Origin of the sequence: Sphingopyxis sp. NFH-91 (genome assembly GCF_021401285.1) — a bacterium.
Classification (GTDB): domain Bacteria; phylum Pseudomonadota; class Alphaproteobacteria; order Sphingomonadales; family Sphingomonadaceae; genus Sphingopyxis; species Sphingopyxis terrae_A.
On record NZ_JACBGA010000010.1, the window covers coordinates 16,131 to 41,336 of the forward strand.

Sequence of the window (25,206 nt, forward strand, 5' to 3'; positions counted from 1 at the left end):
GTCACGGCATGCTGTCGTCGCGGCTGAGCAGGCCCAGGGTGCGCTCATCGCGCTCGCCGCCGAACCAGCGGATGAGCGCGGCGGAGAAGAGCGGCCGCCGGCTCACGGCCTCGAACAACGTCAGCGACGAACGCAGCTTGACGGTGTCGACCTCGCCGAAGACCGCCACCGGGTCGCTTGCGGGCAGGTCCTGGATCGCCTCGACGCATTCGGCATAGCGCGCGCCGAGAAGCGGATGGGCCAGATAGGCCCGCGCCTCATCGGCTCCCGCGAGACCGTAGAGCTTCGACGTCGCGCTTCGGCCAAGGCCTGCCAGCTGCGGGAATATGAACCACATCCAGTGCGAGCACTTCTTGCCGCGGCGAATCTCGCCGAGCGCGCGCGCATAGATTTGCTCCTGCGCCGTCACGAACAGGTCGAGCCCCTCTTCGTTTGTCATAAGGCAAGAGCGCCTTGCGCAGGGGGCTTGCCATATACCTGCGTGACCTCAAGGCTGCCTTCGGGAAGCCATTTCAATATGTCCTCGGCCGGAACGCGCGGATCGAGCCAGGCGGCCCATTGATCGCGTGGCAGCGGAATGATCTGGCGATGGTGATAGGGTGCGATGTCGGGACCGGCGTCCATGGTCAGGAGGCTGAAGGCTTCGCCGACATGGCTGTCGCGCCACACACCGGCCATGCAGAACCAGCGATGGTCCTTCATCGTGAACAGCCACTTGTCGAGCCGCTTTTGCGCGGGGTCGGTGGGATCGGTGAACTCGTAGAAACCGTCGCAGAGGACGAGGCATCGCTGCATGCCGAGATCGCGGCGCTCCGAGCGCACATTATAGACCGGTTTGCCGCCCTGTCCGGGCCAACTCCAGCGCCGGTTGACAATCGATCCGGCGGAGGCGCCGTCGCTGCTCTTCACGATCGGCGCGGTATCGGTGATGCGGACATCCTCGCGCGCCGGCACGTTCGGTGCGCCCTCGGGCATATCGATCTTGATCTGGAGGTTGTCGAAGTCTTCGGCGATCGACGCGATGTCTACCTCGAGCCGATAATCATTGCACATGCGCGTCGGTCCCCTCGCCCTTGCGACTCAACATCGTTCCCATTATGTTCCACATATGGGTATCGCGCCAACCCCTTTCGATCCCGACGCCCCGAGCGGAGGCGTGCAGGCGCTCGTCCGGCGCAATCCCGACAATATGACCGAGATCGAAATGGTCAAAGCGGTTTGGGGTTCCGACCCGCGGTTCAACGACGGGATCAATTATCGTTTCGTGCGCGCCGAGGGCCGTGCCTTCCCGGCGCGCCGCTGCCTGATCCCGGCGTCCGAGTTCCGCATGGGAACCGGCGACCACCGCTACCGGGTGACGCTCGACAGCGGCAATTTCTTCTATCTCGCCGCAGTGTGGGACCCGCCACTTGCCGACTGGCCGCTGTCCTACCGCATCCTCACCATCCCGGCGGGCGCCGATGTCATTCCTTATCAGTCGCGCCACGGCGTGATCATCCAGCGGCGCGACGCGAACCATTGGCTCGACGGCAGCCTGCCGAACGAGCTGCTGTTCGAGGAACCACCGCGTCATACGCTGTTCGTTGAGCCTTTGCGCAAACAGGCAGAGCTTCCGCTCTAGATCATGATGTCGCCGGCCCGCAGGGCCCGCACAACCGCACTCTTGGCGAGCCCGCAGCGGGGCGGCGTGCGATGCGCGTCCGTGCCTAGCCGACGCACCGCAAGGATAGCGAGCCGAGTGTGCCGCGCGGCCAAAACAAAAGTGCGACCCCTGGCCGAGCCTGCGAGGCCAGAGCGCGCTCATCAGATGCCGCGCCCGACATGCCGCCGCGCGGCCGTCCCGTCGGCACACCGGCGGGACGTACCGGCTCAGCCGTTCAGACGGTCCTTGACGGCCTTCGCGGCGCCGAAGGTCAGCTTCTTCGAAGCCGCAATCTGGATGGTTTCGCCGGTCGAGGGGTTACGACCTTCGCGCGCGGCCGATTCCTTGACCTTGAACTTGCCGAAGCCGTTCACCGAGACTTCGTCGCCCTTGGCGGCGGCGTCGGTGATCGCGGCGAAAACGGCATCGACAGCCTTCTTCGCATCGGCCTTGCTCAGACCAAGTGCGGTTGCGACGCTGTCCGACAGTTCGGCGTGGTTCATAAAATCATCTCCTTGAGCGACCGGAAGGATCCCGGCCGGGCGGGCGCTATAGCGCCGCGGACGGATCGGCGCCATCTGCGCCGCGCCAAGGCGCGGAACGGCGAGTTGCACTCGGTGGCGACGTGCGGCAGTAGCGGCCGATGCTACCCCACCGCCTCATCGCATCCGCGCTTCTCCTGCTTGCCACTGCTTGCGCGCCCGCGACCTCCGCACCCGCAAACCCGACTATTCCATCGAAACCGATCAAGCTCGCGAGCTGGAACCTTGAATTTCTCGCCGCGAGGAACGGCGAAGGCTGCAACCCCAGGGATGACAGCGATTATGCAGCGATGCGCCGCATCGTCGACGACCTCGACGCCGATGTGATCGCCTTTCAGGAAGCCGAGAATGAGGCCGCCGCAGCGCGGGTCTTCGACCCCGCCAAATATGTCGTGATCATGGAAGCCCGGAAGGGCGCGCCGGGCGGCACCTGCGGCGGCAAGTTCCCGTCGCAGACGGTGATCCGCCAGGCGGTCGGTTTTGCGATCCGCAAGGACATGGCCTTCGATCGCCATGCCGATGTGACGTCGCTGATGCGCGGCAACGAACAGCTTCGCTCGGGCGTCGACATCACGCTCCGCCCCGAGGGCCGCACACCGATCCGCCTTCTCGGCATCCACCTCAAGTCAGGCTGCTTCTCCGGGAGCGAGGCGAAGGCCTGCCCCATATTCCAGGATCAGATTCCGGCGCTCGAAGCCTGGATCGATGGGGCCGCCGCCGGGCCCGACCGCTTCGCGGTGCTTGGAGACTGGAACCGCCGGCTCGCGCTTCCCGGCGATATGATCTGGACCGAAATCGACGATGGTGATCCGGCGAACGCCGATCTGACCCTCGCCGACGCGGGCAAGCCGCCGGCCTGCGATCCGCGTTACGACAGTTTCATCGATCATATCGTGCTCGACCGGCGCGCCGCTGCCGACCGGACGGGGTTCAGCGAGACGCTCTATGCGCCCGGCGAGAAGCATTACTCGGACCACTGCCCGATCGCGGTCACGCTGCGGCGATAGAAAAATTCCGGGCCTCGAAGTAACCTACGGAACCATCCGCGCCCGGCACGTTTCACTTACCTGTCCAGACGAAAGAATGGCAGAATTTGATGGCATCTTCGGATGAAATCTAGGGAAGCCCAGCTGCAGAGATGTAGCGGGGCTTACCATTTCCGCTCCGCAGATATGCGGGCGCCATGCCGCAAGCGAGAAGCCAAGCAGCTCGCCAATCATTCTGCGTCAGGCACGTCCTCGACACTTTCCCGACCGTCATCATCAGGAAGGGGAACCTGCTCCGGAACTTGCTCGGGGCCGGTCGGGGGAGAATCGGGATGCGGGTCGGGCGGTGCGCTTGCCATGACAGCTCCTATGGACGTTGCCACTGGGAAACGGCCGGCAAGTCCTGCGGTTCCGGCGAGCCCGAGCCGCCCTGCGATCAGGCCGCAGGCCCCGGCACAAAATAGATCCAAAATGGTTTGATCTGGCGCCGGCACTTCCGTTTCCCCCCTGTTGACGATAGCGTGCCGCGCCATGACCGTGGGGGAAGAGGAATCGATCGGACCGGGATCGTTGTGGCTGCGATGGGATCCTCACGTCCACGCCCCGGGCACGATCTTCAACGACCAGTTCAAGGGCGATTGGGAAGCCTATCTTGCCGCGATCGAGGGTGCGACGCCGGCGATCCGCGCGCTCGGTATTACCGACTATTACGGGCTTGAACTCTACAAGGAGGTTCGCGCGCGCAAGGAGCAAGGTCGCCTCAAGGACTGCGACCTGATCTTTCCGAATATCGAGCTTCGGTTCAGCGTGGGAACCGCGCGGTCGTGGATCAACGCCCATCTGCTCGTCTGCCCCGACGATCCCGATCATATCGAGCAGCTCACGCGCTTCCTTCAGCGCCTGACCTTCAAGACCACGACCGACACCTTCGCCTGCAATCCTTCGGAGCTGATCCGCTTGGGACGGTCGCTCAATTCCGAGCTGACCGATGATCGTTCAGCGCTTCGCCACGGCTCCGAACAATTCAAGGTAAGCTTCGATCAGCTCCGTGAAGAATATAAGGGGATGAGCTGGGCGCAGGAGAATATCCTGATCGCGGTCGCCGGCGCGAAGGGCGATGGGACATCGGGACTTCAAGATGGCGCAGACCAGGCTTTGCGCCAGCAGATTGAACATTTTGCTCACATCATGTTCGCGTCGAGCCCGGCGCAACGTGAATTTTGGCTCGGCCGAAAAACCAGTCGCGAGCATATCTGCGAGACCTACGGCGGGCTCAAGCCGTGCATGCACGGCAGCGACGGGCATTCTGTGGAACGAACGGGCGCGCCCGATGGCGACCGCTATACCTGGATCAAGGGGGCGGCGACATTCGACGGACTGAAGCAGGCCTGCATCGATCCCGAAGGCCGCGCTTACGTCGGGACCGAGGCGCCGCCCGCAGCTGCGCCGTCCGAGACGATCCGCCGTGTGACCCTGACGAATGCGCCGTGGGCCCCTAATTCGGTGATCGATCTCAACCCGGGCCTCGTCGCGATCATTGGTGCGCGCGGGTCCGGCAAGACCGCGCTGGCCGACATGATCGCAGCGGGCTGCGATGCCCATGCCGACCAGCTCCCTATGCAGTCGTTCCTGGTTCGGGCGAGCGAATATCTCGACGATGCGACGGTGAAGCTCGATTGGGGCAATGGCGTTGTCACCGAACGCGGCCTCGATAATGCCGCGGCGGCATGGGACGGCTACGCCCGCGCTCGATACCTGACACAGCAGTTCGTGGAATCGCTCTGCTCACCGGAGGGAATGACCGATGGCCTGTTGTCGGAAGTCGAGCGCGTGGTCTTTGACGCGCACAGCCCGACCGAGCGCGAGGGCGCCGTCGATTTTGCGGACCTTCGCGACCTCAAGGCAGCCCGGTTCCGCGAGGCGCGACGCCGCGAAGAACAGAAGCTCGAGGAATTGTCCGACCGGATCAACATCGAGCTCGAGAAGCAATCTCAGATCGTGGCCATTCGGAAGCAGGTCGACGAGAAGAAGCTCAAGATTACCCAGCTCACCGATGACCGCGGCAAGCTTGTCCGCAAAGGCAGCGAGGACCGGATCAAGCGCCTCGAGGCCCTGACCGAGGCGGCAAACGAGGTGCGCGCACGGGTTAGGCGCCTGACCAATCGCGAGCAGAAGTTGCTACTCGTCCAGGACGAGGTTTCGGACTTCCGGACCCATCAGGCGCCCGAAAATCTGCGCGATGCGCAAGAGCGCCACAAGGATGCCGGCATAGCCGGAGAGGCGTGGGACCCGTTTCTGACGCAGTACAGCGGCAATGTGGACGGCATCATCAACGACAACCTGTCCTCCACCCGGAAGAACCGTGACGGGTGGCGCGGGATCGATATCGCAATCACCGATCCAGCGACCCCGCTCATCGCCGACGATGCCGATCTGACGAAACTTCCCCTTGGCCGGCTTGATGCGGAAATCCGGCGGCTCGGCGATATCATAAACGTCGACAAGGAAACACGCGAACGGTTCAATTCCCTGTCGACGAAAATCACGACCGAGACCGAATTGCTCTCGGTCCTGCAGGACAAGCTGAAGGACTATGAGGGCGCAGAGGAGCGCGCCAAGGGCCTGCCTACGGAAAGGCAGTCAAGCTACCGGCGGATCTTCGAAGCGGTGTTTTCGGAACAGCAGGTCCTCAACGACCTTTACGCACCCATCCGGGCGCGAATGGACGAGACGGGCGGGACGCTCGGGAAGCTTGCGTTCACTGTCACCCGCCGAGCAGACATGGCGGAGTGGGCAAAGCGCGGCGAGGATCTGCTGGACCTTCGCCGACAGGGCCCGTTCCGCGGCGAGGGCAAATTGCTCGAGGCTGCGAATGACGAGCTTCGCGGCGTTTGGGAGAGCGGAACCGCCGAAGAAGTGACCGAGGCGCTGAAGGAGTTTCGCCAAAAATATCAGAAGAGCTTCTTCGAACATGCTCTCGCACAGCGCAGCGATCCCGCCGCATTCCGCGGCTGGCTCAAGCTGTTCGCGCGCTGGCTCTATGGCACCGATCATATCGAAGTCCGATACAGCGTAGATTATGATGGGGTGGACATCCGCAAACTTTCGCCGGGCACGCGCGGCATCGTACTCCTGCTACTATACCTCGCGCTCGACAACGCAGATGAGCGGCCGCTGATCATCGATCAGCCCGAGGAAAATCTCGATCCCAAGTCGATCTATGATGAACTCGTCGGCCTGTTCCTCAAGGCCAAGGCGAAGCGCCAGGTCATCATCGTCACGCATAATGCCAATCTGGTGATCAACACCGACGCCGATCAGGTCATCGTTGCATCGGCCGGCCCGCATCCGGGGGATGGCTTGCCCGAGATCACCTATGCGAGCGGCGGCCTCGAAGATGCACCGATCCGCAAGATGGTCTGCGACATTCTCGAGGGCGGGGAACATGCGTTTCGCGAGCGCGCACGGCGCCTGCGCGTTCGCCTGGAGCGTTAGTCTCGATATTTTGCACGGGCTCAAGGGGGAGCAAAACCAATGAGGAAAATCATTCTGGCTGCGGCGCTGATCTGCGCGCCGGGACTGGCGCAGGCGCAATCGGGCTGTGCAGCCTATACGGGCACCATGGTGCAGCCCCAGACCTTCGACCAGGCTATCGCGTCCATCAAGCCCGTCGCGCCGAAGGACGAATTCGAGACCAGCGATGCATACCGCGCCCGGCTCGCAGCAGCGGGCGGCTCCGGCCCCCTCATCATCTCGAAGAAGATCGAAGGCGCGGAATATCTGGCCTATAATGCCGATCTCGGAGCCTTCGAGGTGAAGTCCTATCTGTTCGACAATACGAACTTCAGCGCTTGGGACACCTTCTATTATGCAAAAGTCGAAAGTCCGAAGGCCAGCACCCTCAGCAACCTCGACGTGACGATTTCGAGCAGCGAGGTCACGACCGGCACCTATTCCGCGCAGAATGGCTTCGGGGCAAAGGCCACCATCAGCAAGATTACCCGGACCGAGAAGGCAATCTTCGAGGGGGAACCGGCGCGCTATGGCGAAGAGCTTTTCATCGCCAACAAGGGTGGGGTCATCGGGACCGTCCCCATGAGCGTCGCCGAAGCGCAAGCCTTCAAACCCCAAGCCAAGATTGCCTTTGTTGTCGTGCCGAAGCTCCCGAATGTCGTTCGCGCCACCTACCCCTATGGCAAGACGACGATCAGCAATCCGACCGATATCACGGTGAATTCGACGGTCCTGGTCGCCGACATTCAGTGCGGCCTGCTCATGGACGGGACGAACAAGGTCGTCGCAGCCTTCACGACACGATGACCGCGTCAGAAGATCCCGGAGACAATTCCGGTCACAATGCGGCCGATGACCGCGCGGAGGATGAGGCAGGACGCCCACAGCCACCGGTCGACGAACTCCTCGTTCTCGACGAGCGCCAACTCATCCGGATCGAGGCCGTACACAGGGGTTTCCTCTACCAGCATCTTTACGCGGCAGCGTGCCTTCTCCTCGCGGGAAAGGCGGGAGCCGAACATATCATCGTCGAGCGGGACGAGGACATTGAAGTCCAGCTTCCGGACGCCCGTATCTATGCTCAGGTCAAAACGCGGCAGGACGTCCTCAACCCCAGTGATATTTCAGGAGCACTAGAGCGTTTCGAGGACATACGTGCGGAGCATCAGAACGGCCTGCGAGCTGGCGACGCGAGATTCGTGATCGCGACGAATGCGCCTCCGTCGCCAGCCCTGCTCAAGAAGATTGCCGCGGATGACTGGCCAGACGATGTCGAGCTGCATTGGCCAGGCGGTCCTGAGCCCTCCGACAATTGCCTGCCTCGACCTACCGACAATGTTGCCGGTATGGCTGCATATTGCTCGGATCTCGCGGCGCAGCTGCCATTCGGGTTGCTCAGGCCGGAGACGCTGACCTGGAAGTTGGCCGCCATGGTCATGCTCGCATCCGCTGGCACGCCTCCGCGCGAGGATCACAGTTTTTCCCGCGAGGAATTGCCGGACCTGTTCGAGCAGCTCGTGGTCCAGATGCAGCAGCTTCCGGCGCCCCCCCCGGTGTACCGCGCCCAGGTCGACGAACCCGCCCTGCTAAGTGACCAGCCCGTCCGCATCATAGCGGGACTTTCGGGCTCGGGGAAAACCGCCTGGATGGCCGAGGCCGCGGTCCATGCTGCGCTCCCGGTCACCTATCTCGACGTTGGGGACACGCCGGGACCCGCGCTCGCGTCAGCGGTAGCGCGCGAAGTGGCGGCGAAGATGTTCGGTCGCTCCAACGACAAGCTCGGCGAAATTCTTCTGCCGGGCGCGAGCGGATTGGACATGGTGAGCGCACTGAGCATCAAGCTCGGCGAAGACGGCCTTCACGCGGCTGTCGTCATCGATAACAGCCACCGCATTCCCGCGGCCGATATAGAGGCGCTGGTAGCACGGGGCCCCAATCTCCGATTTGTCCTGCTGAGCCAACCGGGTCGGCACATCGCCGAACTCGAAGCAGGACTAGATATTCAAGCCGAGACTCTGAACGGCTGGGACGAAGACACTATCGCGGCGGCAGTTCGAGATGCTGGTTGCCGTGCCGATTTCGGCGATTGCGAGCGGCTATCCAGAATTACCGGAGGCCTGCCATTTTATGTGCTCAACGCGGCGACGATCGCGGCGCGCGAATATGGCGGCGATATTCGGGCCTTTTGTACGGATATCGAGCAGCAGACCAATATCGTCGAGACGGCTCAAGAGATTATCCTGAGGCGCGCGTTCGAAGGCTTGCCGCCGGCCGACAGAGAAACGATCGCGGTCCTGAGCCTCGCCGATGTCGCGCTCTCACGGGACGAAGCCAGTGCCTTGCTTCAAGCCGCGTGCGACATCGACGCGAAGGCGGCCACGGCCCGGTTGCGCGCGCTTCCCGCAACGGGTGCGCTGGAATTATTCGGGAATAGCGGCTTAAAAATTCACGACGCGGTGAGGATTCTCGGCAAGGCGGACGTCTCGGCAAAGGGTCAGGACTTCGAGCAGAAAGCCTTGGGCTCGCTGCAGCGGGTCATCGTAAGCTCGATCCGGACCAACTGGAGCCTCGCGAAGTTAGGACTGCTCATCCGTCTGTTCGGGCTTCTCGGTCAGGCGAGAATATTGGTGCAGTTTGCCACAGACGAATTGTTCCACGAACTCGGGGTCTGGCCGGAAATCGAACCCTATCTGCTGACGATCGCGGCCGATCCGAACGGAGATGCCGAGACAAGACTGTGGGCGCTCGACGGCCTGGTCTTCAACGATCTGCGGGAGGGAGATTATGAGGCCGGCCGGGAGCGGGTCGACGAGATGGAATCGCTGCTGAGGGCGAACGAGCTCGGCGACGAGGAGTGGATGGCCTGGGGCATGAAGCAGATGTTGCTCTTGTCCGAGCTTGGCGACATTGATGGCGTCCGGGCCATGCTTGACCAAGTTGCGGACCGACTTCCCGACCAGCCCGAACATCTGCGCGTGTTTCGTTACAATCGCGCCCTCGCCCTCTTCAAGCTCGGCGACAACGATACAGCGGTAAGTGAGGCACTCGCCCTCATCGACGAATATTATCGGGAGCTCGGGATCAGGCCCAGCGATGTGGTAGGACGAAACGCCCCCGAACTTCGGGAGCTTCTCCGTAAAGACGAAGATCTCACCGATCGGCTGAAGCATCTGGCAGACAGTCACGATCTTTACGCGCAGGCCTTGGGTCGGCGGAGCCAACGATCTACTCTTGCGCGCATCCATGCGATGAAATTCTACGAGCTGTCGCAATCCTACCAGTCGTTCGTCCGGGTTGGTCTCGATCTTGTCGAAGAACTGGTCCGGGTGAACGACTTCATAAGCGCCCGTGAAGCCTTCGAACGGAACATATTCCCCATCTTGCAAGGCGCGGGCCTCGCGGGACGCGTTCTCGAAGCTCGCGCTCTATATGCGGTGGTTCTTGCGTACTGTGGCGAGCATGATGCGGCGGCGAATGAGGTCGAGCGGCTGCTACCGTTCGAGGACGCGATGGATCCGAACCATCGCGCGGCTTTCCAGGAGCAGAAGGCCATCATTCGCGAGGTTCGGCGCGAGGGCGGTCCCCCGCAGCGCCAAGTTGTGATTCCTGCCCCTTTGCAGGCGCTGTTCGATCAGCGTCGCGGTACCCCCGGAGAGGTTGAGCCGAGGAAAAAGGTCGGCCGCAACGAAAAATGTCCCTGCGGTTCTGGCAAGAAATTCAAAATCTGCCACGGGCGGTGATCGCGAGCGGCTAGAGGCGATCGTAGATAGCCTTCGGCAGAAATTTCATCAGGCCAGCGACGAGCCGCCAGCGTTTGGTGACATAGGCATGAGATTTGCGGGCGCGAATGGCGCCGTAGATCTGGTTTGCCGCCTTTTCAGGCGACGCAACCCAGAAGAGTCCGTCACCCTTCGCCATTGCGGTGTCGACGAAGCCGGGCCTCACGTCGGTCGTTGCGATCGGCAAGCCCCGGCGTGCCATGTTCTGGCGAAGCCCCTCCATATAGTTGGAGACGAAGGCCTTGGACGCATTGTAGGCAGGCGCGTCGCCGCCGCCGCGTAATCCCGCGATCGACGAAATGGCCACAAGATGCCCCGTGCCTTGAGCGAGGAAGTGCTGCATGCCGATATTGGCCGCGGCCGCGAACCCCTCCACATTCACCGCGATCGTCTCGCGTTCCGCCGCCCAGTCAAGATCGGCATTTATGTGGCCGACCCCGGCACTGATCACCAGCAAGTCGAGCCCGCCAAGCCGCTCGATCAGGGCGGCGAGTCCGCGTTGCATCGCGTTCGTGTCGGCCACATCGAAAGCCTCGTAGATTATCGAACCGGAAGAATTGCCAGCGAGATCGGCGAGCAGGTCGCGGCGCCGACCGGTGACGCCAACCGAGTAGCCATGACGCGAGAGCAGCATCGCCAGCTCTCGGCCGATCCCCGAACTCGCGCCGACTATGATCGCTCTGTTCACGGTCAAGCTCCTGGAATGCGCCGGAACATGACTCCGATCACAGCCTTCGTCATCAGATTTCAAATGCTCCGAGAAAGTCGGCCATAATTTCCGCGGCATGTCGCTGCCGCAAGATCCGGGCGTTCAGCAGATCGTGGTCGGCCGAGACATCGGCTTCGTCGTCTTCGAAACTTGCCACGGCGACGGGCCCGTCGCGCAAATAGCTCTCGTCGGGATTGGGATCGCGGAAGCGAGCCGCCAAGCGAGTAAGAGCCTCGCGTATCGCCTCGGCATGCGGACCGGTCAGTGCAGCCGCGAATGCGGATTGCGCCGCGCCGACGCCACCTTCCAGATTCTCGATGCAGTAGATCAGGTCGTGCGCATCCTTGCGCTCGAACCTCTGATCGAAAGCAAAGGCCTTGAGACAGGTGAAGGTGACGATATCAGCGTAGCGCACGACCTCGGTGGCACGGCCCTTACCGTTCAGCAGGTCCGCCGTGATTTCGACGGTCCCGTGATGGTAGAACACCATGGACGCGTGAGGGATGTTCAACGCCGAGACATTTCCGTCCGAAGGCAGTTCCTTGACCTTGCCGCCTCCAAGTTCCGGCGAGTCCGCCAGAAACTCGAGGATCATCGTCGTGCCGTCCTCGATCTCGGCGCGCCACCGCCAGGATTGCTTCGCACCCTTGTCATTCTCGGCGCGCTCGAAGTTCATCGCCTTCAGATTTTCTTCAAGCGTGCTGTAGGCTTCGGTCGTCGTGAGGATTCCGACGTCGACGACGATATCGACGTCGCCCGTACCCGCATGTTTCGGAACCTTCGGAGGCCGGGCGGTCACGAGATAGCGCGGCGCGAGACCGCCGACGAGAAAGACCGAATCCTTCCATGGTCCAAGCCCGCGCAGGAGCGTGACCAGCACGCGCTCGCACGCGTCGGTGACCATGTCTTCATAGCCGCTGATCGTCTGTGGTTTGGGCATTATTTATCCAGACGTTCGCTACGGAGGTGCATCGCCATTTCACGGGAACGGCCGGACGCCTGGAGCAGGTCGAGATAGACCTGCAGCGGCGGCGCGTAGCAGACGCCGTCGATCCGTTGGCCCACCGCGACATCGCGCCGGCTCTTCGCCTCGATGATGCCGAGGTTCCATCCTTCAGCGACCGGCCGCGCGTCGAGATTGAGCAGCGCCTCGATCAGCTTCTGCCCGGGCTCGATCCGGCAACGGAGCTGTGAGATCGACGAGAGATAGGGGGCATAGATTTGAGCGGCGACTTCGCCGGTGACCGCATAGGCGGCCTTCGCCTCGTCGCACGCCTGATCAAGGCGCAGCGCGAGCGCCAGTGCGTCACTCCCTTTCGGGACATAGTAACGCCGCACCGTCGGCGCCTTCTGATCGCTCGCATAGCTGGTCCAGGCTTCGAGAAGGGGCCGTGCGGCGCGCAGGCGACGCTGTTTCGACGGACCCGCGCCCTGCACATCGACCCACTCGCGCCGTTCGAGCTCCGTGAGGGTCTCGGAAGCCGTGGCTGGCGAAACGCCGCTCGCATCGGCGAGATCCTTCACGCCCAACCAGTCCTGCCGCCTCTCATAAATTTCATGGAGTGCGCGCGCTTTTTGGCCCTGAAAAATGGAATCGAATTTCTTAGTCCCTTTTTTCGGAGCCGGTTTATCGAGGAATATAAATGCCTTTTTGCCCGGAATATAAAGCGAGCCTCCAAGGTCGAAATATCCGACGCGCTCTTCCCGAAAGATTTCTCGAGCGCCCGGCGAGATGGCACGAGCGACGAAAAAGGGAATAATTTCCCGGTCGTCCCCGGAATTGCTGAGATGGGCCTGATTATTCCGAAGCTGCCAGATTGCTTCGCGCACATCGCGCGGAAAAAGCTGCGCCTTGATTTCGACAAGCAGGAGCAGCGGCTGGCGGTTGATAAATGCACCAATCAGCGCATCGGCGCGGCCGCGCGGCCCAATTTCGACCTCATATCGCTCGATCTGCGCGTGCGACTGAGGCAGCGCCAAAAGCGCCTCCAAAAGCGCATCGAGCAATTCGCGCTGAGAATTTTCAAATTCGGCCATATTTTGTGTCCAGCAAAAATCAGCATAAAAGTGAATATTCGGAAAAACGTTGATATTTGCTGCGCAGAAAATTTGCATTAAAAAAATGAGAAAAATCTTTGGCGCGGATTTTGCCCAAATCGCAATAGCCTCATAATTACCGAAATTCCGGGAAGGACGCGAATGACCTGCTATTATCAGGGCTGTACCAGCAAAGGGACTACGAAGGAGCATATCCCACCCAAGGCCTTCTTTCCCGAGGGCGAGCGCGATCAGCTGCTGACGGTGCGATCTTGTCCTCACCACAACAACGCAAAATCGAACGACGATCTCTATGTCCTGGCGCATATCTGCATGAACGCCTCGCCGAGCAATCGCGCGCGCGAGGTTTGGGAAGCGAAGGTGGTTCCCCAGCTCTCATTCAATGGCGACAAGTTTCGGGAAATGCTTGCGGCGGGCGCAAAGCCGAATAGCGACGGGGTGAAATATCCCGTCAACAAGAGACGGTTTGACGACTTCTTCACGGCCCTTTCGTGCGGGCTAATTTACAAATCGCAGAAGTCGCCCTTACCCACCAGCTACCGGATCGGGCACATTTATCATGCATTCACGAGCGACGCTGATCCCGCCGTGCAATTGCTCGAAGCAGCGATCGGCGCATTCTATAGCGGTCCGCCAATCGACAGTTTCGACTTTGGCAAACCAAATCTGCAGAACGAGCGGATCTACACCGCCGAAATCTTCGGCCACGCCGGTTTCGGGGGACATATCACCATCGCACACTGCTTTTTCGGCACCTTCAAAGTGACCTCGATGCTGTCGAAGTTCTAACCACGCCGTGCCCCAAATGGGCATGCTGATCATCCGCTCTTAAACCGTTGCACCACTTTCACATGACGTCACCTCAGCCTACATTCCGGGAATGAAGATTTTCTGGTCTTGGCAAAGCGACACGCCGCAGAACGCGGGTCGACATTTTGTACGCGAGGTCATCGCCGACGTCGCGCGCAGCCTCAACGGCGAAGATGATACCGAGGACGCCGAAAGGCCCGAAGTGGACGACGAGGACGAGGCGGACGATCTTCCCGCCGACGACGGCCGCGTCGAGGTCGATCACGACACCTACGGTGTAGGCGGATCACCGCCGATCGCCGAAACGATTCTCCGCAAAATCCGCGCGGCGGCGGTTTTCGTCGCCGACGTTACGCCGATCACTGAAACCGCGGCGGGCAAGCGGGTTCCAAATCCCAACGTCATGATCGAACTCGGCTACGCCCTTCGCGTGCTGGAACATGAGCGGATCGTGCTCGTGATGAACGGGGCAGAAGGCGCAGCCCTGAAATATCTTCCGTTCGATTTGCGCCACTGGCGGGCACCGATCATCTATAAGTTGCACAAAGATGCCCCCGAAGAGCGGAGGCTCGAGGTTGCGGCTGAACTGAAGATCAACCTTCGCAGGGCGATCTTACCGGGCCTGAAGCTTGCGGAAAAGAAGATGCGAGAAGACGAACGGCGCACGAACCGAATGCCCGAACTGAGCGTCACCCTCGATGGAGATGTCGAAGGGCCGCAGCACATAAGCCAGAAAGTGACCAGCCTCGGCGTGCGGACGCTGGAAGATATCAAGAAGGAAACGCCCCTTCTTCCACTACCGGCCAAAGGCGGCCGCATCGGTCCAGCAAGAATCACCATGTCCAGCCAAATCGGCATTCTGGACAGCCTCGGCCACAAGCGGCCCGTCTCGCAATGGACGACGGAAGAAACAGAGGGATATAACAGGCACGTTCAGGCCTATTATGCCTCTTACGCTAGATTTCTCGAGAAACGCGTCGACTTCGAGCGCCTCCGCCTCCGGAGCTTCCAGGTCAATCTGCGTCTCGAAAACAACGGCACCCTCCCGGCGACCGATATCGACGTCGATATCTATTTCCCCGAGGGGATCGTCCTCTACGACGATGATGAGAAATTCGCGGCCGAGCCAGAACCACCAGAAGCGCCTCCCCTGCGCCCAATGGGGCCGGGCACCGCAATCATCCGCCATGTCGGGATAGACATTCCAACCTCGCTTAATCCTGGCTGGATGTTACGGTCCACGCGGGTCCATCCAACCGAACGCCGCGTCACTTTCTCGGCAGACGAGCTGAAGCACAACCATAGCTTGACGTTCGACTCATTCGTCATTTCTTTCGCGACTGCCGAAGACATCAAGTCGTTTGAAGCCGAATTCGAAATTACCGCCAACGAGCCCATCGATCCAATAACCGGCACTGTCGCGTTCGAGGTGGTTTGCGGCGACGATTAGCGAGCGCTGCCGGGCCAGCAGAAGCCCGCTCCTGCCGATGAACCGCAATTGGGATTTTCGCGCATTTCAGATGCGGGATAATTGTTCGCGCTCCAAGCCCAATGGCAGTTTCAGAAACAGCCGAAAGGACCTCACACAACGAGGAATGCGCTTGAATTGACCGGCGTCGCCGCCCAATCTCCAGGCATGGGGCATCGGGAACGCGTGTTGGATTTTGTGAGCCGGTTTGCTGGCCGTGACGATGACGAAATTGCGCAGGCGCTTCACATCACGCGACGTCAGACCGTCAATCAGATTTGCAGGGCCTTGGTCCAGAGCGGACAACTTGAGCGGCGCCCCAACGGGCAAGGCAAGATCGGCAATTACCCTGCTTCTGGCGAAGCTGAACCAATAACCGACGCACATTCAGCGAGGGCCACGAAGCTGCCCTCTATCCTCCCGACGGACTGGTTCTGGGAGGGGAATGTCGTCGAGAAGCTCGCGGCACATTTCATCCGCGACGGATGGACGATCGTCCGGTGCGCGGACACGGCATCGCGCGAACCGGGGCCTGACATCCACGCTGAGCGGTCGGGAGCGACGCTGCTGGTCGAGGTCAAGGGCTATCCCTCAGCACAGTATCGCGATCCGAGACGCGCTGGGGAGAAGAAGCGCACCAGTCCTTCCCTGCAAGCCCAGCAATGGTTCTCGCACGCCCTGCTCAAGGGCATGCGACTGCAAAATGAATATCCGAACGCCACGGTCGCCTTGGCGTTTCCCGATTTCCCGCGATATCGGACTCTCACCGAGGAAATCAGGGGCGGATTAGACAGGGTGCGCTTGACGGTCCTGTTCGTAAGCGACGCGGGCACAGTATCCATTGTGGCCGCTCCCGCGCCATAGCCACGGCGGCGTTCCACTTTCGATCCTGATCGAAGACCTGAAGAGACCGACACAATTAGCCCCAATCTGGTTCTATCTGCCGCCACGCCCCTGCATGGACCTGACCGTCGGCGCTAGGTTCGTTCATCGGAGGTAGTGATGATCGATTTCAAGATACTGGCGATCGCCAGCCTGGCGACCCTGTCAGCATGCGCTGAGCCCGAGCCGCGCAGCGTTCAATATTTCGAGGCCAATCTCGATGAGGCGCGCAACGTCGTCCAAAGCTGCACGGCTGGCGATATGCGCGGCGATGAATGCAGCAATGCCAATGTCGCGGTCGAGACTGCCGAGGGCAAGGCTCGCTTCGAGCGCTTTCGCGGAAAGAAGTAACGGGCCTCAGCCTGCCTGACGCGCTGTTGCCTCAAGCTCAGCGATGCGGTCACGGCAGATAATCTCGACGATATCGGCGAGGTGCTGAACCCGCGCGCCGAGCCATTCCAGTTCGTCCGCGGTGATCGCGTAATGCTTCGAATAGCGCGCCTTGATGTACGCTTCCTTCAGCTTTTCGAAGCGCGATCGGTCGGCCTTCACTTCTCGCGGCCATGCCTCGATCAACCGGTCGTCGATCCGCTCGGCCTGGGTGCGCAGAAAAACAAGGTTATGGATGTGCGGCGTGTGGAAAGTGCATACCAACAAAATGCAGTGGTAATATCGTTCCGTCGCCTGATGAAGCTGAAAGGCGGCATTATTCAACCACCCTTCAGTGACAGCGCTTCGATAGTGATGAAGAAACTGCGCTCCGCTAGGATACCACTCGTCAAAATACTCGCGCGCCATCTCGAGCGCTGCATGCGGCGTCATAGGCTTGGGTTCTGCGAGCTCCTTCCCGTCGGCCTCGTATAGCGCGATCCCGTCACGAGCGACGTCGATAAAGAAATAGCGCCCCTGCGTAAGGCCGGAATTCACCTCGTCGAGGCTGTGAACGATGAAGTTCACCGGCGTGCGGAGCCGCTTCGTCACCGACAACTCACGAATGAGCCGATCGTCGAGCTTCGACCAATAGTCCGCCCGATCGGTCAGCCGCTTGTCATTGACGATGATCAGCAGGTCATAGTCCGACTGATAGCCCTTCGCCGTGTGCGGCTCGTCGACCCAGCCACCCCGTGCATAGCTGCCGTAGAGGATGATCTTGGAAATCCGGCCCTTGCGCTTCCAGTCCTGCGTCGCGAGCGCCAGCGCATCCTCGAATTCCTCGAAGATGATCTCGACGACGCGCTCGATCTCGCGTTGCTTGTGCGGGGGAAGATGTTCGAGGCTGCTCTGCATTGGGGTCACCCTAACAAGGTGGCGGCACCCTTGCACCCGGAAGATTGTTCCGATGCGCAAGGATGCCGCAAGATGGCCGCCGCTCAGTCGGCGGGTGTCCAGATGATCGCGAAAACATCGTCGCGATCCTGTCCCGCGGCCCGAACTCGGGGGTCGCGAGCGAAAGGGAGACATAGGGTCGCCCCGATTGCTCGGCGACGCGGATCCAGCCGGCGCCGATTTCGACGCCATCGGACCAAACGCGATAGTCGGGCTGCACATCGCTCGCCTTGCCGCGGTTGGGGCGTATCTCGATCGGTGCCTTGATCGAAAGCGTTATGAGCTGGCCCACAAAGCCCTTCTCGATGCTGCCGCTGACGATGCCGATGCTCGCCATGTCGATACTCCTGCTGATTTGCCCGGGACCATCCCGGGCGTGCAGCCGGGCGGGTCGGCGGCTTGAGGCGCTTGCGCACCCGAAGGGCCGAAGCGCAGCGGAGGAGTGAGGCTACGCCTCGCTTGCGCGGGCGCCGCCGCCGACCAGATTGGCGGAGCGTTCTTGGGTGGGACCGATCGAACTTAGACAGTGGAAGAGCGATAAGGGCGAGCGATCGCGCCAAGGATATGACGAAGCCGAAAAAGGGGCTGCATCGATACGGATGCTTCCCGGCCTCGTCGCGGCGATATATAGGCCTGCTCTATCGGACGTGGTTCTTCTGAAGGCACGCGCTCGACGGTCGTAACTCTGCTGAACAGGATCGTGTCGATGCCGTGGCCAAAAGGTACGCGCGCCCTCGTGCTGCACAATGCGAAGGCGCGGCAGGGAGAGCAGGCGCTGGTTCCCGTTCGCGAGCGTCTCGCTGCGGGCGGCCTTCTGGTGACGGTCGAGCCGTTCGAGAGCTTGCCCGAAATTGCACGCGACGTGACACGCTTGCATCAGACCGCCGATATCATTGTCGTGTGCGGCGGCGACGGTTCGATCTCATCCGCTGCGCCGGCTGTGATCGAGAGCGGCCTGCCGCTGGGAATCATTCCCGCCGGAACCGCGAATGACCTGGCGCGCACCCTTTCCATCCCGCTCGACTTCGCAGCGGCGGCCGACGTCATTGTCGAGGGTCACAGCCGACGGATCGATGTCGGCACGGTCAATGGCCATGCCTTCTTCAATGTCGCGAGTATCGGGATCAGCAGTGAACTTGCGCAGAAGCTCGACCCGGCGATCAAGAAAAGGTTCGGCCGCCTCGGCTATGCCGTCGCCGCGCTGCGGGTCATCCTGGCTGCCCAGCGGTTCCGGGCGAGGATCCGCGAGAAGGGCGAGTCGAGGACCGTCAGCACCTATCAGGTCGCGATCGGCAACGGGCGTCTCTACGGGGGAGGTAACGTCGTAGAGGAGAATGCCGCGATCGACGACGGCACGCTCGATCTTTATAGTCTCGAGGTCAAAAATCTCTGGAAGCTCGCCCTCATGCTTCGCGCCTTCCGCTCCGGCACGCATGGGGCGTGGAAGGAAGTGCGCACCGCCAAATGTGTCGAGTTCGATATCGAGACCCGGCGGCCGATGCCGGTGAACACCGACGGTGAGATCGTCACCGCGACGCCGGCGCATTTCCGAGTTTTACCCCGCGCAATTTCGGTACTCGCACCGTGCGAATGCCCCGTCACTGCGCGGCAATTCCCACTCTATCACCATTGAGCGAGGATCGGCGATCCGCCGCGAAGCCCTTGTGAGAAGGACGGCTTTGCCGTAAATCGCGAAGCGCGGGCCGGGCCCCTCTGACGGTCGTACAGCGACGGCCGTGATGTCGGACCGCATCGAGCGACGCTCGGTGCAATTGTCTGCGTTCCCATCGATCTGCACCTTTGCGCGACCGGTTCTGTGGCAGCATCGCTGAGGAAGGGCGTTCGACATGGAAGGCTTGGTCACCCTGTTTCAGGATCCCGCGGTCTGGGCGGCACTGTTGACGCTAGTGGTGATGGAAATCGTCCTCGGCATCGACAACCTCATCTTCATCTCGATTATCTCCAACAAATTGCCCGAAGCCCAGCGGCAGAGAGCCCGGCGCATCGGCATCTCGCTGGCGCTGGTCATGCGCCTCGCGCTGCTTTCGGTGATTGCCTGGCTCGTCGGGCTGACGGCGATCGTCGTCGATTTCGGATTGCAGGGCGCGCCGGATGCCTATGGCAAGCCAAGCTTCGAGACCGCCTTTTCCTGGCGCGACATCATATTGATCGCCGGCGGCCTCTTCCTGATCTGGAAGGCGACTTCCGAAATCCACCATAATGTCGATCCAAACCCGAACGACGATGTCTTCAACGCGGGCAAGAAGGCGCTGACGTTCGGATCGGCGATCGTCCAGATCCTGCTGCTCGATCTGGTCTTTTCGGTCGACTCGATCCTGACAGCCGTGGGCATGACCGAACATCTGCCGATCATGGTGATCGCGGTGGTTTCGGCGGTTCTCGTCATGCTGCTCGCGGCCGACCCTTTGGCAAACTTCATCCGCGACAATCCGACCGTCGTGATGCTGGCGCTCGGTTTCCTGCTGATGATCGGTGTCGTGCTGATCGCGGACGGCTTCGGAGCAAAGGTGCCCAAGGGCTATATCTACACCGCCATGGCATTTTCGGCCGGGGTGGAAGGGCTCAATATTTGGGCGCGGCGCAGACGTGAGCGGGTCGCGCTTGCAAAAGCCTCGGGCGAAACCGCCGAAACGAAATAGTCGACGCCCGGCAGCACCGAAGCTGTTCTGCCGTCGTTTCCGGAGAATAGACTCGATCTGGATCTATCTCGGTGCAGTCGGCTTGCATGCCGCTGCGGCAAGGCTATGCTTTGAAGTGCATCGGGCAAGGCGCACGGTGCCAGGCGTGAGAACCTGCTTAGCTTAGTTTTCCTATTCCATCCTGCCGGGTGGCCGCTGCGCATGTCCAAGCCCTCGGGCTAAAGGCGGCGGCGCTTGTTCGCTAAGCAAGTTCTCAACGCCCGGCTTGCCGCCTTCGTCCCGAACGGGAAGGCGGCAGGTATGGACTTCGAGGACAAGGACAGCGAGCGACCGGGAATTGCCGGCGGCGACCCCTTGCCGCCGGAGGATTGGGAGCGGGTCGGGCGCTCGGCGCGCATCGAGGCGATCTACTCCGAGCACCGGCCGCACATCACCCGCTTCTTCCGCGGACGCGCCCCGAACCAGGATGTCGGCGACCTTGTGCAGGAAGTCTTCAGCCGCTTTGCGAGTGCGCGCGGCGGCCTCGCTGCGCTGGTCGAAGGCCCCGGAGCCTATCTCGTGAAGAGCGCCCGGATGCTCCTCGCCGAATATGGTCGCGCCGACGGGCGCCGCCACCGGTCGCAGCACGACAGTTTCAGCGATGAACATGAAGGATCGAGCGACCCGCACGCCGCGCTCGAGGCGCGCGACGTCCTGCGCCGGGCAGAAAGAGCCATTTCGAGGCTATCTCCGCTCACGCGCGAGATTTTCCTGATGCATCGCTTCGAAGGACTACGCTATCCCGAGATCGCTCGAATCAAGGGAATCAGCGTGAAGACGGTCGAAAGCCACATGACCAAAGCCCTTGCCGCCATCAAACGCGCGCGGGGTAAGCAGTGAGCCGCGCCGATAGCGAAGCCACCGCCTGGCTCGACAAGATGATAGGCCCCGATGCCGACCAGCACCGGGCGGCGTTCGACGAATGGCTGGCCAAGCCGGGCAATGCCAAGGCCTATGACGAAGCGCGCGACAATTGGACCTGGGCTGGAGACATGTCGACCGCGCGGATCGCGGCCGATGTTCGCGCCGATGCTCGGGAGCGTGAACCCGGCGGGCGGCGATGGGCATTTGCCACGATCCTCGCTGCGGTGATCGCGGTCGGGTTCGCCTGGTATCTGGTCGGTCGCGACGGCGATCAGCCGATCATCGCCACCAATTCGGCGCAAGGCGAGAAAAGGCTCGCCGACGGGACGCGCGTGACCCTGATGGACGGCGCCCGCATCGAGACGCGCTTCTCGGACGGCGAACGCCGCGTCATCCTGCATGACGGCCGCGCCAGGTTCGAAGTCGCGCACGACGCATCGCGTCCCTTCCTCGTCGAGGCCGGAGATTCGGTCACGCGCGCGCTCGGTACCATCTTCGAGGTCGATCTCCGCGCGGATGTTCCGCGCATCGCGCTTGTCGAAGGCTCGGTCGAAGTGCGGCGCCTCGAAGGCGGAAAGGCACTTCGCCTCCGTCCCGGCGAACGCGCCGAGGTCAGGTCGACCGGCCCCCAGCCGATCACTGGCGAGGAGGCGAACGCCCCGGCCAAATCGCTGTGGGCCGACAATCTCCCGCTTGGTGCGATCCTCGACCGCGCGGGCCGGGAGAATGGCGTCACGATCAGCTTGGCCGACCCGGCGCTGGCGTCGCTACAGGTAACGGGCCGCTTCGACATGACCGATGCCCGGAAACTTGCGCTGAAGCTCGGCGCCGCGCTCGATCTCAAGGTCGAGTTCGGTACGAACGGACCGATTCTCAGCGCGAAATCCGAGTAGGACACCCAAGAAAAACCCATAGGGTGTTCGGAGCACCCGTCATTTTTTCCCTTCAGACGGCCAAAATCGGCCGCACGGGAGGGATGAATGACGATGAAATTTTTCGCGGCCGTTCTGGCTTCGGGCGTCTCGGCGACCGCACTCTATGCACCCAGCGCGTGCGCGCAGACGGGCGAGCTGACGTACAATATCGAGGCCCAGCGCCTTAGCGACGCACTTCGCAAATATTCGGACATATCCGGCCGCGAGGTCATCGCGGCTTCGAGCCTGCTCGAAGGCCGACGCAGCAACCGTGTCCGCGGGCGCCTCTCTCCCGACGCCGCCCTTTCGCCCCGCACATCAAGGCCGAGCCAAGGCAGAAGCTTGCTGTGTACCAGCGCAACCTCGACTGGTTCCGCTTCTGGCTGCAGGGCTACGTCGATCCCGATCCTGCCAAAATAGCTCAGTATGAGCGTTGGACCGGCCTGAATTTCCCGCCGCCCAAATCTGAAACCGATGCGATCCAAAGTTCGATATCGGCGAGTTCGAGCAAACGAAAATAGTCATAGTCGCCCTCGATCCGCTCGCGCGCCAGATAGGCTTCAACCCTCTTCCGATCGATCAGACCCTCGCGTGCGAGCCGCCCCTCCAGCAATATGGGCGCAAGGGCGCGGCGCTGTGCCAGGAACGCCTCGGCGCACATCGTCTCGAGCCGCCCCTTGTTGCGGCGCCATGCGACGATGCCGGGGAGGTGGCTCGCAAAGGCTGCGCGCGCAACCGCCCGATCACGGCCGCCGGCGACCCAGGCCCAGGACGGAATGGCGAGACAAAGCTCGACCACCGGCTGCGACAACAGCGGAGCGACGACATCGCGTCCGTACCAACGCCCGGGACGATCCAGAAAGTCGCCAATGCGCAGGATAGATTGTACGTGACGGATCTTGCCGACGGGGAGGTCATCCACGACCTCGTCCCATGGGTGCGGCAGCGGTTCATCGGGGAGCATGGTCCGCACGCAATATCCATCGTCGCGAGGCCAGGCGGCATCTCTGCCGGCGCGCCACTGCCGCCAGACGGCCCGGGCTGCCCTCCAGACGGTTGCATTGCAGAGACGAGCGCAATCATTGAGAGCGGCAAGGCTGCGCGGGCGCGGACCGAGCGAAAGCAACGCATCGAGCGCCGGCATGATCGACCGATTGATCGCGAAGACATTGTCTCCACCGATCCCGGTAAAGATGCTGGACCCCGACATCTCATTGGTCGCCGAACCGAGAGCCGCGTCGATCCCCGCGAGGACGCCATAGGTGGCCGGGCGCGGTGCCAGGAACGCAGGGCCTGCGGTGAGGTCGAGCACAGCGTCGCCATGCAAATATTCGACAAGGTCGATGCCGCATCTTTCGGAGACGGCGCGAGCAAAGCGTCTTTCATCGCCATCGGGGCTGGCCGTCGCGATCGTCGCGGCGGAAAAGGCGTGTCCGCCCTGCGCCAGCGCGGCCGCGACGATCGAGCTGTCGAGGCCGCCGGACAACTCGACAACGATGCTGTCGCGACTGTCGGCCCAAGCCGAAACGCAAGTACGAATGCTTTGCTCAAGAAGCATCGGGGCGTCAACCTCACCCACGCTCTCTCGCGCATGCGGCCATGGAGACCAGAAAGTCTCGGTTGTCGGAAGCCCGCGGCCAAGGATGAGCGCCGTTCCCGGCAGAAGCTCCTGGACCCCCGACAGCCCGGTTCTCGCCGTGCGAAAGTTGCTGAACGACAGGAGGTAACGAAGATATTCCTCATCGACCGAGAGGGCGACGCTGAAGGCTTCAATCAGCTCGAGGTGCGAGAAGAGCAGAACCCCTCCCGCTGCCTCCAGCCAGTATAGCGGCATCCCGGTGATCGGAGCCCGCCGGATCGTCAGACCTCCGGCCTGGTCCACCATAAACTCGAGATAATTGCCCCATGAAGTCGAGCGCGAATTCTCGAACCAATCGCCAAGAAACAGGCGTCCCGGATCGGGGATCGATATACGGACGCCATCACCTGCGAAAAGCGCTAGTTCCGGAACGAGGCGGTCCAACGAACGCAGACCATGCCTACCGGCTGCCACTGCAAGCTCTGTGGCCAAAGGTTCGCCGCCTAGAAATCCGAGGATAGCGCGCTCCATCATACGACCAGAATCGGCTGATAGTTTCGTGCCTCCTCCGCCGTTCCCGTCAGGACATATGCGCCCGACTGGAGCCAGCAATGCGCCGCGAAGGGATTGGTGCGCACTCCGAAGACGAGCGTTGGCGCGAGACTCCTGTGAAGCGCCATCCGGTATAGCGCGAGCGAATCGACAAGGCAGCGGGGCGCGATCGGAACGAAGGTCCGCGAGCGCGCGAATGTCGTCCCCAACGCTCTCAGTTCACTCTCGTGTCCGCTTCTGTCCAGAAGCCGCTTGTCGCGAAGCAGTTGCTCTATAGTCGAAGGTAGCCGGTCGGGCTTCAGCGCCCGCGCAGCCCAAGCCAATGCGCGCCAGGCGCCGAAGAGCGATCGAAGGCCGCTCCGCTCGGAGTCCGGGCGGCTGAGATCGTCTGTCGGAACGTCGATTGCGGGCGCTTCGATACGAAAACCAAAATCGCCGCGGACGAAGAGGCCGGTGTCGACGAGCAGCGTCATAGCATCACTGTCGTTGGGCTTGCCGGCGAGAAGCCGATCGAATGCCGCGCGCCGGGCATCCGTCATGAGGACGTAGCGGTCGCGCCGGAGATCGAGAAAGATCATATCCGGGCCAACGGTGCAAAAGCCCACACCGGGTGCGAGTTTCCAGCTCATCGCATCATACCGTATCCGGGTGCCGGCGGGTCGCGCCGACACCCGAACGATCGGCTCAGTCGAGGCTGATGCCGTTCTGCAGGTCCTTCCCGCCGATTTCGACCGGGGGGCCGAAATCGCCGAGGGTGTCTGCGCTGACGCTGCCGAGCTCGACGAGGTCGTTGGTTTCGCGATCCATGATCGTTTCCTCCATGATGCCGCGGAATTGCGGCTCTCTCGAAGCTAAGGAGGCCGCGCCGTATAGGAATTTAATA

At 61.9% G+C, this 25,206-nt stretch carries 24 protein-coding genes; 13 read left to right on the forward strand and 11 right to left on the reverse strand.

The genetic code is table 11. From position 1 onward, the window contains the following. Position 1 precedes the first annotated feature (1 nt). The gene (locus tag L0963_RS17350) at positions 2-439 is read right to left on the reverse strand and encodes a DUF1810 domain-containing protein (protein ID WP_234180836.1); all 438 of its coding nucleotides are present in this window, start codon (positions 437-439) and stop codon (positions 2-4) included. Next, entirely contained in the window at positions 436-1,053 is a 618-nt protein-coding gene (locus L0963_RS17355) for an SOS response-associated peptidase family protein (protein WP_234180839.1), read from the reverse strand. The genes L0963_RS17350 and L0963_RS17355 overlap by 4 nt, the downstream gene beginning before the upstream one ends. A 55-nt stretch (positions 1,054-1,108) precedes the next feature. Here L0963_RS17355 and L0963_RS17360 point away from each other — a divergent pair, with 55 nt between their 5' ends. After that, positions 1,109-1,621 (forward strand): SOS response-associated peptidase family protein, encoded by a 513-nt coding sequence (locus tag L0963_RS17360; RefSeq protein WP_234180841.1) that lies wholly within the window; start codon positions 1,109-1,111, stop codon positions 1,619-1,621. A gap of 248 nt (positions 1,622-1,869) precedes the next feature. Here the strand turns inward: L0963_RS17360 and L0963_RS17365 are convergent, their stop codons facing one another. After that, complete coding sequence (locus tag L0963_RS17365; RefSeq protein WP_037553418.1) at positions 1,870-2,145, reverse strand: HU family DNA-binding protein; 276 nt, start codon at positions 2,143-2,145, stop codon at positions 1,870-1,872. A gap of 140 nt (positions 2,146-2,285) precedes the next feature. Between L0963_RS17365 and L0963_RS17370 the strand changes: the two genes are divergently transcribed. The 4 genes from L0963_RS17370 (at position 2,286) to L0963_RS17385 (ending at position 10,423) form a co-directional block, all read left to right on the forward strand. Continuing rightward, entirely contained in the window at positions 2,286-3,191 is a 906-nt protein-coding gene (locus L0963_RS17370) for an endonuclease/exonuclease/phosphatase family protein (protein WP_234180844.1), read from the forward strand. Between the two features lie 510 nt (positions 3,192-3,701). Continuing rightward, positions 3,702-6,665 (forward strand): TrlF family AAA-like ATPase, encoded by a 2,964-nt coding sequence (locus tag L0963_RS17375; protein ID WP_234180846.1) that lies wholly within the window; start codon positions 3,702-3,704, stop codon positions 6,663-6,665. A gap of 39 nt (positions 6,666-6,704) precedes the next feature. Then, entirely contained in the window at positions 6,705-7,490 is a 786-nt protein-coding gene (locus L0963_RS17380; RefSeq protein ID WP_234180849.1) for a hypothetical protein, read from the forward strand. After that, on the forward strand, positions 7,487-10,423 hold the full coding sequence (locus L0963_RS17385) for a YecA family protein (RefSeq protein ID WP_234180852.1): 2,937 nt from the start codon (positions 7,487-7,489) through the stop codon (positions 10,421-10,423). Before L0963_RS17380 ends, L0963_RS17385 begins: the two co-directional genes overlap by 4 nt. 10 nt (positions 10,424-10,433) lie before the next feature. Here the strand turns inward: L0963_RS17385 and L0963_RS17390 are convergent, their stop codons facing one another. From L0963_RS17390 to L0963_RS17400, 3 genes are read right to left on the reverse strand one after another with little or no spacing between them, the layout of a single operon-like run. Further along, a complete protein-coding gene (locus tag L0963_RS17390) occupies positions 10,434-11,150 on the reverse strand; it encodes an SDR family NAD(P)-dependent oxidoreductase (RefSeq protein ID WP_234180854.1) in 717 nt (238 codons plus the stop codon). A gap of 52 nt (positions 11,151-11,202) precedes the next feature. Further along, a complete protein-coding gene (locus tag L0963_RS17395) occupies positions 11,203-12,111 on the reverse strand; it encodes an antitoxin (protein WP_234180856.1) in 909 nt (302 codons plus the stop codon). After that, on the reverse strand, positions 12,111-13,535 hold the full coding sequence (locus L0963_RS17400) for a MarR family transcriptional regulator (RefSeq protein ID WP_234180859.1): 1,425 nt from the start codon (positions 13,533-13,535) through the stop codon (positions 12,111-12,113). The genes L0963_RS17395 and L0963_RS17400 overlap by 1 nt, the downstream gene beginning before the upstream one ends. A gap of 6 nt (positions 13,536-13,541) precedes the next feature. Between L0963_RS17400 and L0963_RS17405 the strand changes: the two genes are divergently transcribed. The 4 genes from L0963_RS17405 to L0963_RS17420 all read left to right on the forward strand — a co-directional run bounded on the left by L0963_RS17405 (position 13,542) and on the right by L0963_RS17420 (position 16,740). Next, positions 13,542-14,018: a hypothetical protein gene (locus L0963_RS17405; RefSeq protein ID WP_234180860.1), complete on the forward strand. Its 477-nt coding sequence runs from the start codon at positions 13,542-13,544 to the stop codon at positions 14,016-14,018. Between the two features lie 91 nt (positions 14,019-14,109). Next, positions 14,110-15,489, forward strand: coding sequence for a hypothetical protein (locus tag L0963_RS17410; RefSeq protein ID WP_234180862.1), 1,380 nt, complete (start codon positions 14,110-14,112; stop codon positions 15,487-15,489). A 156-nt stretch (positions 15,490-15,645) separates the two neighbouring features. Continuing rightward, complete coding sequence (locus L0963_RS17415) at positions 15,646-16,371, forward strand: MarR family transcriptional regulator (RefSeq protein WP_234180864.1); 726 nt, start codon at positions 15,646-15,648, stop codon at positions 16,369-16,371. Between the two features lie 138 nt (positions 16,372-16,509). After that, positions 16,510-16,740 (forward strand): EexN family lipoprotein, encoded by a 231-nt coding sequence (locus L0963_RS17420; RefSeq protein ID WP_234180866.1) that lies wholly within the window; start codon positions 16,510-16,512, stop codon positions 16,738-16,740. A 6-nt stretch (positions 16,741-16,746) separates the two neighbouring features. On the opposite strand, the gene L0963_RS17425 is transcribed toward L0963_RS17420, so the two are convergent. Beyond that, on the reverse strand, positions 16,747-17,676 hold the full coding sequence (locus L0963_RS17425; protein WP_234180868.1) for a HEPN domain-containing protein: 930 nt from the start codon (positions 17,674-17,676) through the stop codon (positions 16,747-16,749). A gap of 10 nt (positions 17,677-17,686) precedes the next feature. Beyond that, a complete protein-coding gene (locus L0963_RS17430; protein ID WP_234180870.1) occupies positions 17,687-18,052 on the reverse strand; it encodes a DUF736 domain-containing protein in 366 nt (121 codons plus the stop codon). Positions 18,053-18,421: 369 nt separating this feature from the next. Here L0963_RS17430 and L0963_RS17435 point away from each other — a divergent pair, with 369 nt between their 5' ends. The 4 genes from L0963_RS17435 (at position 18,422) to L0963_RS17450 (ending at position 22,171) form a co-directional block, all read left to right on the forward strand. Continuing rightward, positions 18,422-19,348: a lipid kinase gene (locus L0963_RS17435; RefSeq protein ID WP_234180872.1), complete on the forward strand. Its 927-nt coding sequence runs from the start codon at positions 18,422-18,424 to the stop codon at positions 19,346-19,348. A gap of 214 nt (positions 19,349-19,562) precedes the next feature. Beyond that, positions 19,563-20,375, forward strand: a complete 813-nt coding sequence (locus L0963_RS17440) for a TerC family protein (protein ID WP_234180874.1) — start codon at positions 19,563-19,565, stop codon at positions 20,373-20,375. A 234-nt stretch (positions 20,376-20,609) separates the two neighbouring features. Further along, positions 20,610-21,254, forward strand: coding sequence for an RNA polymerase sigma factor (locus tag L0963_RS17445; RefSeq protein ID WP_234180876.1), 645 nt, complete (start codon positions 20,610-20,612; stop codon positions 21,252-21,254). Continuing rightward, on the forward strand, positions 21,251-22,171 hold the full coding sequence (locus L0963_RS17450; protein WP_234180878.1) for a FecR family protein: 921 nt from the start codon (positions 21,251-21,253) through the stop codon (positions 22,169-22,171). The genes L0963_RS17445 and L0963_RS17450 overlap by 4 nt, the downstream gene beginning before the upstream one ends. Before the next feature lie 442 nt (positions 22,172-22,613). On the opposite strand, the gene L0963_RS17455 is transcribed toward L0963_RS17450, so the two are convergent. The 3 genes from L0963_RS17455 to L0963_RS17465 form a co-directional block, all read right to left on the reverse strand. Further along, positions 22,614-24,383, reverse strand: a complete 1,770-nt coding sequence (locus L0963_RS17455) for an asparagine synthase-related protein (protein WP_234180880.1) — start codon at positions 24,381-24,383, stop codon at positions 22,614-22,616. Further along, positions 24,302-24,901: a lasso peptide biosynthesis B2 protein gene (locus L0963_RS17460; RefSeq protein ID WP_234180882.1), complete on the reverse strand. Its 600-nt coding sequence runs from the start codon at positions 24,899-24,901 to the stop codon at positions 24,302-24,304. Before L0963_RS17460 ends, L0963_RS17455 begins: the two co-directional genes overlap by 82 nt. A gap of 106 nt (positions 24,902-25,007) precedes the next feature. Continuing rightward, positions 25,008-25,130, reverse strand: coding sequence for a benenodin family lasso peptide (locus L0963_RS17465; protein ID WP_234180885.1), 123 nt, complete (start codon positions 25,128-25,130; stop codon positions 25,008-25,010). Between the last annotated feature and the right edge of the window lie 76 nt (positions 25,131-25,206).